This is a genomic window from Flexilinea flocculi (assembly GCF_001192795.1).
In the GTDB taxonomy this organism is placed as follows: domain Bacteria; phylum Chloroflexota; class Anaerolineae; order Anaerolineales; family Anaerolineaceae; genus Flexilinea; species Flexilinea flocculi.
Genome location: NZ_DF968181.1, coordinates 1963168 through 1976165, shown reverse-complemented (window position 1 = coordinate 1976165; position 12998 = coordinate 1963168). Strand labels below are relative to the sequence as shown.

The 12998-nt window shown below is 39.0% G+C and carries 9 protein-coding genes; 8 read left to right on the top strand and 1 reads right to left on the bottom strand.

Annotation, left to right across the window (positions count from 1 at the left end; translation table 11 throughout):
• Positions 1-32 precede the first annotated feature (32 nt).
• From pstC to ATC1_RS13145, 8 genes are all read left to right on the top strand, one after another.
• The gene (gene pstC / locus ATC1_RS13180; protein WP_062283168.1) at positions 33-881 is read left to right on the top strand and encodes a phosphate ABC transporter permease subunit PstC; all 849 of its coding nucleotides are present in this window, start codon (positions 33-35) and stop codon (positions 879-881) included.
• Entirely contained in the window at positions 878-1750 is an 873-nt protein-coding gene (pstA, locus tag ATC1_RS13175; RefSeq protein ID WP_062283164.1) for a phosphate ABC transporter permease PstA, read from the top strand. The genes pstC and pstA overlap by 4 nt, the downstream gene beginning before the upstream one ends.
• Positions 1751-1756: 6 nt before the next feature.
• Entirely contained in the window at positions 1757-2506 is a 750-nt protein-coding gene (pstB, locus tag ATC1_RS13170) for a phosphate ABC transporter ATP-binding protein PstB (protein WP_062283163.1), read from the top strand.
• On the top strand, positions 2506-3156 hold the full coding sequence (gene phoU / locus ATC1_RS13165) for a phosphate signaling complex protein PhoU (RefSeq protein WP_062283160.1): 651 nt from the start codon (positions 2506-2508) through the stop codon (positions 3154-3156). The genes pstB and phoU overlap by 1 nt, the downstream gene beginning before the upstream one ends.
• On the top strand, positions 3156-3872 hold the full coding sequence (locus ATC1_RS13160) for a winged helix-turn-helix domain-containing protein (RefSeq protein WP_062284168.1): 717 nt from the start codon (positions 3156-3158) through the stop codon (positions 3870-3872). The genes phoU and ATC1_RS13160 overlap by 1 nt, the downstream gene beginning before the upstream one ends.
• A 112-nt stretch (positions 3873-3984) precedes the next feature.
• Positions 3985-5712, top strand: a complete 1728-nt coding sequence (locus tag ATC1_RS13155) for a sensor histidine kinase (protein ID WP_062283156.1) — start codon at positions 3985-3987, stop codon at positions 5710-5712.
• Between the two features lie 294 nt (positions 5713-6006).
• A complete protein-coding gene (locus tag ATC1_RS13150) occupies positions 6007-6918 on the top strand; it encodes a DUF368 domain-containing protein (RefSeq protein ID WP_201777289.1) in 912 nt (303 codons plus the stop codon).
• Positions 6919-7298: 380 nt separating this feature from the next.
• Complete coding sequence (locus tag ATC1_RS13145) at positions 7299-11285, top strand: PAS domain S-box protein (protein WP_082174804.1); 3987 nt, start codon at positions 7299-7301, stop codon at positions 11283-11285.
• 202 nt (positions 11286-11487) lie between these two features.
• On the opposite strand, the gene ATC1_RS13140 is transcribed toward ATC1_RS13145, so the two are convergent.
• Positions 11488-12513 (bottom strand): Gfo/Idh/MocA family protein, encoded by a 1026-nt coding sequence (locus ATC1_RS13140; RefSeq protein WP_062283151.1) that lies wholly within the window; start codon positions 12511-12513, stop codon positions 11488-11490.
• Positions 12514-12998 lie beyond the last annotated feature (485 nt).

Below are 12998 nucleotides of genomic sequence, written 5' to 3'. Positions count from 1 at the left end.
GGAAATAATCGTTTTCAGAAAAGGATTTTCCAATGCTTAAGAAAAAAGAACAATTCATGCGTTTGATATTTCTTTTTTCAGCCTGCACATCGATTATTGCGGTTTTTTTAATCTGCATCTTTTTGTTTGCAAACGGTATTCCGGCAATGTCAAAAATCGGCGTTTTTAATTTCCTCCTCGGGAAAAACTGGAAACCATCCAACGCGCTTTTTGGAATTCTTCCGATGATATTGGGAAGTATTTACGTAACTGCCGGAGCAATTCTGATCGGAGTTCCGATTGGCGTTTTGACAGCCATGTACCTCTCATTATTCTGTCCAAAAAAGCTGTATCGCCTGATCAAACCTGCCATCGAACTGCTGGCGGGGATTCCCTCGGTGGTCTACGGGTTTTTTGGACTTGTGGTTCTTGTTCCTTTTATTCGAAATTATATTGGTGGAAATGGCAGCGTTATGCTGACTGCATCCATTCTGCTGGGTATGATGATTTTACCAACAATCATCAACGTCTCTGAGTCGGCAATTCGAGCTGTTCCATCGAATTATTATGAGGGCGGCAGAGCGCTTGGCGCGAGTCATGAACGCAGCGCGTTTTTTGTGATTTTGCCAGCCGCTAAATCGGGGGTTTTTGCCAGCATTGTTTTGGGTGTAGGCAGAGCTATCGGTGAAACCATGGCGGTTATCATGGTGGCAGGCAATCAGGCGCGTATGCCCAAAGGATTACTGAAAGGTGTTCGCACTCTGACTGCTAATATCGTTATTGAAATGGGTTATGCTGCAGATTTACATCGCGAAGCTTTAATCGCAACTGCTGTTGTTTTATTTATCTTTATCTTGATCATCAATCTTTCCTTCTCGCTTCTTAATCGGAAATCCATATGAGCACTTCCAAAAAAACGGTAATAAATAATAATAAAAAATTAACATCAAAATCCAAAGATCCTGTGTCTCTAATTCTTCGAATTCTTGTCTGGTGCGCTGCCGCATTGACGATCATGATACTTTTTGTGATCATCGGATATATTCTCTATAAAGGAATTCCGAACCTCTCTTTGGACCTCTTTGATCTTGAATACAATACACAGAATGTTTCTCTCATGCCAGCTCTGATCAATACAGTGATAATGACAATTCTTTCAATCACGATAGCAGTACCGCTTGGCATTTTTTCTGCGATTTACCTTACTGAGTATGCCAGACGTGGAAGCAGACTGGTTAAAATTGTTCGGATCACGGCAGAGACTTTATCCGGAATTCCTTCTATTATTTATGGTCTTTTTGGGCTTCTGTTTTTTGTGACAACATTGCATTGGGGATTCTCCATGCTGGCTGGTGGATTTACACTTTCGATTATGATACTTCCTCTGATTATGAGAACGACTGAAGAAGCGCTCCACGCTGTTCCGGATTCGTATCGCGAAGGAAGTTATGGACTTGGCGCAGGAAAAATGCGTACAGTCTTTACAATTGTTCTACCCTCTGCAACTCCTGGTATTCTGGCTGGAGTAATTCTGGCTATCGGTCGAATTGTGGGTGAGACTGCCGCGTTGATCTATACATCCGGAACAGTCGCAGACATTCCCGACAGTCTATTATCTTCCGGCAGAACGCTTTCCGTTCATATGTACGCCCTATCCAGTGAAGGTTTGTTTATGGATAAAGCCTATGCGACAGCAGTAGTCCTGATAATTCTGGTTATCCTTCTGAATCGCATCTCTTCATATACCGCCGGAAAAATTTCAAAAAGCTGAGAATATATGGAAAAATTTAAAATTACTGATCTGGATTTATATTATGGAACTTTTAAAGCTTTAATAAAAGTCAATCTGACGATTGAAGCGAATCAGATTACTGCTTTCATCGGGCCATCCGGATGTGGAAAATCAACGCTGCTGAAAAGCCTGAATCGCATGAATGATCTGATTGAAGGCTGCCGGATTGACGGCAATGTTTTATTGGATGGCGAGGACATTTATGGAAATATCGACGTGAATTTATTACGAAAACGGGTAGGAATGGTTTTTCAAAAACCGAATCCATTTCCGATGAGCATTTATGATAACGTTGCCTATGGCCCGAGAACTCATGGAATCCATTCAAAAATAAAATTAGATGAAATTGTTGAGACTTCTCTTCGAAATGCCGCGATTTGGGACGAGCTTAAGGATAGACTAAAAAAAAGCGCTTTGGGAATATCCGGAGGACAACAGCAACGTCTCTGCATTGCAAGAGCGTTAGCAGTTCAGCCTGAAGTTTTGCTCATGGATGAACCGACATCCGCATTGGATCCGATATCAACCTCGAAGATCGAGGATCTTATTTCCGAGCTTAAAGAACGATATACTATTATTATCGTTACGCATAATATGCAACAAGCCGTTCGCATATCCGATAAAACGGCATTCTTTCTCCTTGGTCAGGTGATTGAATATGACACCACGGAGAATATTTTTTCCAATCCCAGGCAGAAGGAAACGGAAGATTATATCACCGGGAGGTTTGGATAATGAGAAATAAATTTGATGAACAGCTTGAACTGCTCAATTCCGAACTTATTATGATGGGTGGTTTATGTGAAGAAGTAATCAATATGACGACAAAGGCGCTGCTGAGCGGTAATCCGAAGCTTGCGAAAGAAGTTTTTCCGCTTGTAGAGGAAATTGAAAAAAAAGAACGGGAAATTGAGACACTCTGTTTGAAACTGCTTCTGCAGCAGCAACCAGTGGCAAAAGATTTGCGTTTGATTTCATCCGCACTCAAAATGATTACTGATATGGCGCGTGTGGGAACGCAGGCAGCTGATATATCGGAAATCACTTTGCTTGAAAACATCACAAAAGAAAACAGCAATATTCATATTCAAGACATGGCGCTGGCGACGATTGACATGGTCAATGGGAGCATCAGTGCATTTGTACAACGCGATTTGGAACTGGCACAAGCTGTGATTGATTATGATGACATTGTCGATGAGATGTTCAATGAGATAAAAGACGATCTGATCAAACTTATCGGTCAGGATCCTTCGATTGGTGAGTATGCGGTTGATATGCTGATGGTTTCGAAGTATTTTGAAAAAATCGGCGATCATGCAGTGAATATCGCTGAATGGGTTGTGTTTTCCATCACTGGAATTCATAAGGAAGATCACGAATGATGGTTTATTGTGTCGAGGATGATGAAGCAATTCGTGAAATTGTTGTTTACACGCTTCGTTCTACAGGATTTGATGCTGAAGGTTTTTCAGATGGGAAGGAATTTTTCTCAGCGCTCAGGCTGAATGAAAATGAACCTCAACGAATTAATTCCGAAGACTCAAAAAAAAATTTGTTGCCGGATTTGGTTTTATTAGATATTATGCTGCCAGGTGAAGATGGTCTTCAAATATTAAAAAAGCTGCGTAATGATCATCGAACGCGTCAAATTCCGGTAATTATGCTGACCGCGAAAGGTTCAGAATTTGATAAAGTAACCGGACTTGATCTTGGTGCTGACGATTATATGATCAAACCTTTTGGGATGATGGAGCTTGTCTCGAGAATTCGAGCAGTTTTACGGCGATCGGAAAAAACGACCGAAAAAGCAGAAATAATTAAAGGGAATGTAGCACTTTTTTTTGCTGAACATCGTGTTACCGTTGATGGTAAGGAAATTAGTTTAACACCTAAAGAATTTCAATTACTCAGTCTGTTAATGGAACATCAGGGAATCGTTTTTTCCAGAGAACAACTCTTTTCACAAATTTGGGGCTTTGAATATTATGGGGAAACGCGTACAGTGGATGTTCATATTCGCTCTCTACGATCAAAGCTCGGTTCTGCGGCTGATTTGATCGAAACGATTCGCGGAATTGGTTATAAAATCAGAAAATAGGCATTCATGACTAGCGATTTGAAATATGAGGAAGGAATTTTTTTTGAAAAACTTTTTCGAATTTCAAAAGATTCGTTGGTATATACAGCGGCTGGTTGAATAGGAGTTATCTGTGAGACGGAAAATCCTGAAGAATACTTTTTTCCTGGCTATGTTAACGATTCTGATTACAACTGCTTTAATTGGCGCTGTTATGTATCAGCAGCTCTATCGTCAGATGCGCAGGACAGTTGAAAATGAAGCTTCAATGATTGCAGCAGCGCTTGATAATCTCGAGAATCCTGCGCTTTCGGTGCCATTTCTCCTGAATGATATATCCGGGAGAATTGAGGAAAAAGCGCTTAATAAAAATAATTCACGAATCACTTATGTTTCGAATAACGGGACAGTCTTATATGATAATTATGAGAATCCTGAGAGAATGGAAAACCATGCTGACCGACTTGAAATCGCAGCGGCGCTCGAGAAAGGAAAAGGTGAAGCTGCAAGATTCTCTGAGACTTTAGGCAAACGAACTTTTTATTGTGCGATTCGTTTGAAAGATGGTTCTGTAATTCGAGTAGCTGAAACCAGTGTCAGCGTCTGGTATTCTGTTTTCAGTACGGTTCCGTACTTGATCTTAATTGGCATAATTGTTCTGATTCTTGCCATTATTCTTGCTAATCGTCAGACAAAACGAATTATCGCTCCCATTAATAATTTAAATCTTGATGATCCGGAATCCAATGAGATTTATGACGAGATTTTACCCTTATTAAAACGAATATCAAAACAACGCAGCGAGATTGAAGCGCAGATTACCGAGATTCAAAAAAAGCAAAAAGAATTTGATTTTATCGTTGCAAATTTACGAGAAGGGTTCGTATTGGTGAATTCTCATGCTTCCATTGTTTCAATCAATCAGAGTGCCCTCAAAATTTTAGGCGTGGATCGTAACGATTACATAGGAAAATTGATTTATACGCTTAATCGCAGTGCTGCCATGCAGTGCGTTGTCAGCCATGCGTTAACTGGTTCCTCTGCTGAGGATGTTCTTGAAATTGAGAATCGATATTATCAATTATTAGCAAATCCGGTTCATGAAGATGGAAAAATCATCGGAATTGTCCTTCTGATTTTGGATATTACCGAAAAACATGAAGCAGAAATCCGACGAAAGGAATTTTCTGCCAATGTCTCTCATGAACTTAAGACACCTCTGACAGCAATTTCCGGATATGCGGAAATCTTAAAAAACAACCTCGCAAAACCGGAAGATATTCCGTATTTTTGTGAAAAAATCTTCAACGAATCTGCAAGAATGACCGCGTTACTCAACGATATCATGATACTTTCGAAACTTGATGAAAACCAGATTGAAACTGTAATGGAACCAGTCGATTTACTTCAAATTGCGAATGATGTCAAAGAACGATTGTCGGTATTAGGCAAAGAAAAACACGTTCAGATATCGATTGAGCAACAGGGCTTTCCGACAACTGTCACAGGCGTTCACCGAATTCTGGACGAAATGATTTTTAACCTGTGTGAGAATGCCGTTAAATATAATAAAGAAAATGGCAGCGTAATTATCCGGATAACTGGCACTTATCAGGGATCTGAAGAGAAATGTGTAAAATTATGTGTTATTGACACAGGTATTGGTATCCCCAAGGAGGATCTGGATCGTGTATTTGAACGTTTCTATCGTGTGGATAAATCAAGATCACGGGATACCGGAGGAACTGGACTTGGACTCTCGATCGTGAAGCATGGCGCCTTGCTCCATCATGCAAAAGTCGAATTATCGAGTATCCCTGGAACTGGAACAACCGTTTGTCTAAGTTTCCCTACGACTTAATCTATAAATCAAAATCCGGAAATAATGCAACTTGTCCCGGTAATTGAAATTCGGAAAGAGTTCATTGTTGTTCTTATGGTTTTGCGCTTAGCGCAAAACCATAAGAACAACAAATTTTTTTGATTGATTCAAAAAGTCAATCCAAATTTTAAATTGTTGACCTTGTTTATTAATGCGATTTTTGCAGAAATAATGATTTTTTTCGCTGATTGGTGCACGAACTTCGAAGTATTTCTCACTTGTGAGATAGAATAAGGAACAGTATTCTTAAATTGAATTTTGGAGAAAAACCTGATGAATCAAATGGAAAACCTCAAAAACACAGAAATTAACAGTAATGTAGATTCGACAGAAAATTTAAAAACCAAAAAAACAGGAAACATCGTTATCGAATGGGTCATTCGACTGATCAAGGGTGTCCTGGTCGGTATCGGTGCAATCGTCCCAGGTTTGTCCGGGGGTGTATTAATGGTGGTTTTCGGAATTTACGAACCGTTAATCCGCTTTTTAGCAAATTTACGGCATAAATTTATTGAAAATATTCGGTATTTCCTGCCGGTAGGCATTGGTGGAATTCTGGGAATTGTTGGTTTTTCCGCTGTGGTTGATTATGCTTTCACGCATTTTGCAGCTCAATTTACCTGGTTGTTTATTGGTTTTATTTCCGGAACATTCCCTTCGCTGATCAAAACATCTGGTAAAGAAGGACGAAAAACTTGGCATTGGATCCTTCTATTAAGTGTTGCATTGGGAACTTTCTTCCTGATGAATTGGATGGAGACAATTCGGAATGTCACGCTGACACCGAATTTCTTTATTTGGGTGATGAGCGGCGCATTAACCGGGTTGGGTTTGGTGGTACCCGGAATGTCCCCTTCGAACTTTTTAATTTATCTGGGATTGTATCAACCGATGGCAAGCGGAATTCGTCAGTTTAATTTTGGCGTAATTATTCCTTTAATTCTGGGTGTTGTTATTGTGGTTCTGATTTTTGCCAAACTAATTAACTGGTTATTTAAAAAATATTATACAAACATGTATCATTTCATTCTTGGCGTTGTTGTTGGATCAACAGCAGCGATTATTCCTGGCGGTGTCAGTGGATGGTCTATTGCTGTATGTATTGTTTTATTTATCGCAGGTGCGGCAGGTTCTTATATTTTGTCGATCGTTGATGAAAAACACCCGCATGAGTCATTGTTTTAAGAGTTTTATATAGATATCCAAAAATAATATAGCCGGTATTGTGGCTTTTTTTCACAATACCGGCTTTTATTTTTATTGATAAAATTATAAGAAAGCGAATTGATTTCTCCGTGGTCAGTAATTTGAAATTTGTAATGAATCCGTTTGGTCCTTATGGTTTTAGGCTCCGCGTAAAAACCATAAGAGCTACATATTTCCTCTTTTTATTCGAAAGGTTTTTCCATATTTTGAATTACTGATCAAATGGATTATGGATTGAGTATAATCAAAAGAGTAAAACGTAATGAAAATCGAATATTCCTTTTCAAATTTTTAATCACTAAACGATAAATTGATCAAATATAAATTATATGATTTATTGATTTCATCACGGATTCTACATGAAAAATACTATGAAATTCTTTATGTTTTTCGAAACAAGAAGTCCCAGAATACTAAATCTGATTTTGTCTCTGTTTTTTCTTATTTTCTGGTTGATGTTCATTGTTCCATCGGTCCAATCAGAAAGTAAGACAATTCGTGTAGGATTATATGAAAACGAGCCAAAAATCTTTTTGAATAAAGAGGGAAATCCGGATGGTTTTTTTGTCGACTTACTGTCCGAAATCGCATATAAAGAAAAATGGTCCATCAATTATTTCCCGTGCGAATGGGATGAATGCCTGGAAGCATTAGATAACGGCTCCATTGATTTGATGCCTGATGTCGCCTTTTCCCCGCAGCGAGATGAAATATTTGATTTTAATCAAATTCCCGTATTTAAAAGCTGGTCTCGGATATATTCAAATAAAGATTTCCCGATTGAATGGATCAACCAATTAGAAGGAAAAAAAATCTCAATTCTAAGAGACTCAATTCAACTTCCTCTTTTTCAGGAAATGATCGCTAAAGATAAGCTTTCGGTCGAAATCGTACTGGTTAATTCGCAATCAGAGGCTTTCGAGTTAGCGTCTAATGGAACTGTAGCTGCTGCACTTACAAATCAATTTTTTGGCGACTATCACACCCAAAAGTATGAGTTAAAAAAGACAAATATCCTTCTATTTCCATCCTCCTTGTTCTTCGCAGTGGATAATGGAAAAAATCACGATTTACTGGATCAAATTGATATTCAGTTGGCGTTATGGCAAAATGATACACGATCAGTCTATTATAAAATTGCAGATCGCTGGTTAAATCCGTCAACAACTGGAAAATGGCCCAGAATTGTTTTAATATTCCTTTTTTCCGCAATACTATTGCTTGGTGTTGCAATGGGGTGGATTGCGCTGCTGCGAAAAGAAGTCAACGAGCGAACACGCCATTTAATGGAGGCAAATGCAAAAAATCTGGAAAATGAGGAAAGATACCGCTCGATTCTTGGGGTAACAACCGATTATATTTTTTCATCTGTTGTAGATGAAAACGGATCCGTCAGAACGAGTTGGGTTGGCGGCGCTTTTGAAAAAATTACCGGATACACGTTTCAGGAATACCTGGATCATGGCGGATGGCGAGCGCATGTCTATCCGGAAGATCTTAAGATTGATGATCGGGATATGGAGAAGCTGCGCAGAAATGAATCGATCATCAGCGATATCCGAACAGTAACGAAAGATGGAAGAATTGTCTGGGTTCGATCCTATTCGCGGCCCGTATGGGATGCGGAGAATCATCGGCTGATCGGTATCAATGGAGCTGTCCAGGATATTACAGAAAAAAAGATTATTGAAGAAAACCTGATTGCCAGTGAACATCGAAATAAGGTCATTGTTGACGCAATTCCCGATTTATTGTTCCGAATTCGTAAAGATGGTACATTCCTTGATTATCACTCTGCTGGCGATTTCTTGTTTCTTGACCTGCCTGATCAATTCATCGGAAAGAATATTCGAGATTTAATCTCAGAGGAAATCAGCTCTGTCTGTATGGGAGCGGTTGAAAAGGCATTTGAAGAAAAACGAACTCAATTTTTTGAATATCAATTGCAGCGGGAAGGTCAAGTATTCACTTATGAATCACGTGTCGTAGCAAATTCGGTCGCTGGTGAAGCGGTTTTGATCATCCGTGATGTAACTGACCAGCGGAATAATGAAAAAAAGTTGCGTGAGAGTGAAGAAAAATATCGCAATCTTTCCAGAGAGTTGGAAAGGCGTGTCGATGAACGAACTGCCGAGGTTCAGGATTTATATGATCATGCGCCGATTGGATACCATTCATTGGATCGAAATGGAGTATTTCAAATGATCAATGAAACTGAATTGAAGTGGTTGGGATACTCCGAAAAAGAAATTGTTGGAGAAAAAACTGAATTGGAAATAGCGACCCCGGAAAGCCAGGAGAAAATTAAAGCGACCTTTTCGCAGTTTATAGAAAACGGGAGTATTTCTAATCTGGAGCTTGAATATGTGCGGAAAGATGGCAGCGTATTTCCTGTCATTATCAGCGCAGTCGGTATTTATGATTCCGATGGCAACTTTATCAGAAGCCGAACGGCTGTTTTTGATAATTCTGAGCGGAAAGAAATTGAAGAAGAAATCCGAAGAGTCAACAATTTTTCAGATATAGCCTTTGAGCTGTCAAAATCGGGCTATTGGTATATCCCGTTGGATAACAAGGGTAATTTTTATGCCTCTGATCGTGTCGTAGAAATCTGCGGTGAAGAAGTTCGAAATGACCATTGTTATAGTCTTGAAAAAGATTGTCTGATAAATGCCCGACTTGGAGATTTTGACTTGGCAACGGAAGCATTTCGAGCAATCTACGATACGATATCAGGGAAAATAGATCGTTTTGATGTTGAATTTATTTACAAAAGACCTATTGACGGACGAAATATCTGGATTCATGAGACTGGAAATGTCTTGCGGGATAAAAATGGAAAGCGGATGCTTATTTCCGGAGTATTGCAGGATATTACAAGCCAGAAGCAAATGGAAAGTGAATTGAAAGCTGCAAAAGAAGCTGCGGAAGATGCCAATAAAGCAAAAAGTATATTCTTAGCGAATATGAGCCACGAAATCCGTACTCCAATGAATGCTATATTGGGCTTTTCACAAATAATCCGCAAAAGCAACCAGTTGGATGAAAAAAATCGCGAATTTTTAGACATCATCAACCGGTCTGGGGAGCACCTATTAACGCTCATCAATGAGATTCTGGAAATGTCAAAAATTGAAGCCGGTCATTCCACATATAATCCTGCTGAGTTCTCTCTTCCGTCTCTGATAAAAGATATTCAAAATATGTTCATCCCAAAAATTAAAGGGAAGGATCTGATATTAACCGTTCAACTTGATTCAAAATTGCCTCAATTCATTATTTCCGATGAGAATAAATTAAAAGCAATATTAATCAATCTGATCGGAAATGCAGTGAAATTTACTGAAGAGGGTGAAATTTCTATTATTTGCCATGCTGAGAAAAATAATTCGAGTTCTGACCCGAGGAGTTTGAATTTGTTTATCGATGTCAAAGATACCGGCATCGGAATTCAAGCGGATGATATTCCAAAGTTGTTCCAGAAATTTGAACAAACTCAAAGGGGATCTCAAGTAATTGGCGGAACAGGCCTTGGACTGGCAATCAGCAAAGGACACGCAAAATTAATGGGAGGCGATATTACTGTGATCAGTACGCCTGGCAAAGGAAGCTGTTTTCATGTGGTCATCGAAGTTCAGGAATGTGAAGAAATCAGTAAACCGGTCGATCGTATTGAAAAGCAGGTTATCGGTCTGAAACCGGGTTTAAACGATATTCGCATATTAATCGTGGATGACAATGAAGAAAACCGACTCGTCATTAAAGATTTGCTGGATCCGATTGGTTTCACAACGATGGTTGCTGAAGATGGCGGAAAAGCTATCGAAGCTGTGCAAAAAGTGAAGCCAGATCTGATTTTTATGGATATTCGAATGCCCAATATCGACGGGTTTGAAGCAGCCAGAAGAATTCTTGCGATGGAATTAACCAAATCGACACCAATTATTGCATTGACTGCAACCGTCCTGAATCTGGATACACAGAAAATTATGGATAGCGGAATGCGTGGATATATCAGCAAACCCTTTAAGGATTATGAACTGTTTTCCGTAATTGAGGAACAACTTGGAAAAATCTTTATTTATCAAGAAGAGCAAGTTGAGACAGAAAATCAGAAGAATTTGAAAGAGTCCTTATTAACCCGTTCTGATATGGCATTAATCCCTGCGACAATGCTCAGTCAGTTAAAAAACGTTACCTTGAATGCTCAATTCGATAAATTAATGGAGTTAATTGAAGAAATTTCGGACATTTCGCCGAATCTCTCTTATCAGTTGCGAAAAATGGCTGACCGATATCAATATGATGATTTATTAAGATTATTTGAAAACAATGGTAAAAAATAAGCTGAGATTCAATATCCTGGCAAATTTATTTTCACAAATTATTACAGAAAATCGGTAATCCGATATTTGATGAGGATGGTTTATAGGTGTGTTGTTTTTGCGTTTCACGCTCATCCAACGCACCTATAAGCTATTTCAATTAATTCGTAAGACTCTTATATTTCGAAATTCGGGGATTACTGCCTTTTTGTGAATTTAACTTTCAATCTGAATATTGGATATGAACCAATGCGCCTTCTTTAAAAGAACGCGTTGTGGCAAATGCGATTTGAGTTGATCGTGTTCCATCATAAACATTGATTTCAGGAGTTTTACCGGTCAGAACGCAATCAATGAAATACTGTAATTCTGAGCGATAGGCTTCATCAAAACGTTCCGGGAACGCTTCGACGCATTCTGTGACAACGCCCTGTTCGTTGTATAAAATTGCTAGATTTTTTTGCGGGACTGGACTGATCCGGATCGATCCCTTTGTACCGACTATTTCTGTTTCGATATGATATCCGTGAGCTGCAGTTCGTCCTGTGTGAATGATTCCCATCGCATCATTTTGAAATTTGTAGAGTGCACAACCGGCTTCGGCATCACCGATTTCTGCAAATTGTGGGAATCCATAACTGGATCCGACAGCATAAACGGAGACAGGATCCGATTTAAGGAACCATCGCATCAGATCAATATCATGAATCGCCATGTCGATGAACAAGCCGCCGCTTGTTTTTGCAAATTTTAGTGCGCCCTCAATATATTTCAAAGGATCGACTCCCGTTGCTTTTACAAGGTAAGGTTCTCCAATCGCACCATCTTCTATTTTCGCTTTGGCATATACATACGATGGATCAAATCGCCGCATAAAACCGAGTAAAAAGACTTTTTCGGGGTGCTTTTCAACTGCTTTTTCCGCTGCAAAGCACTCATCCACTGTGATGCCCAACGGTTTTTCACAAAAAACATGTTTTCCCGCATCTAACGCCGCAGCAAGCTGTTTGCAATGTTCTCCGCTTGACGTGACGATTGCAACTGCCTGAATATCTGCTTTGGCAAGCATTTCATCATAATTGGTATAGCAGTCCTGAACATTCAGCTCATTTTTTGCATAGGCTAATTCGCTTTCCAATAAACTGCAGGCGGCGGTTAATTCTGCTCCGGGAATTTTAAATGCCAGATTTCTTGCGTGTATTTTTCCTAAACGACCCAACCCTGCAACTCCAATTTTTACCTTTTCCATATATGCTCCTTTTCATGGAATTTAATATATTGTCGAAAATAATCTGCAATTCTGTCTGCGGGTATATTTGCGATCTGTATTACTGAGCTGTGAATCCTCGATCTGTAAAGGATTATTTTTCATTCTCAGGTAATTTTCAATTGCCAGACGTGCATATCGAATTTTAGATATCCTGCAAGAATTAGATCGAGAACTGCAGAAAAAATGCAGATATTTTCATATATGATCGATTGATTGTAAAACTAAAAGCCGAATTTTTGAATAACCTTTCAAACCAGCAATTCGAAATCGGGTAAGAACTTTTGACCTAAGAGAGAAGTTTTGTTATCGTGTTGTTTTTGCGCAGAACGTAAACGAACTACGATAAAAAAAATTCACCTCTTAATACGAATCGTATTATTGATTTTAGAATAACAATTTATGATTTATGTCATATAATTTGTTTAAGAATCATAGCTTAATATCATCTATATATTTACTCGAGA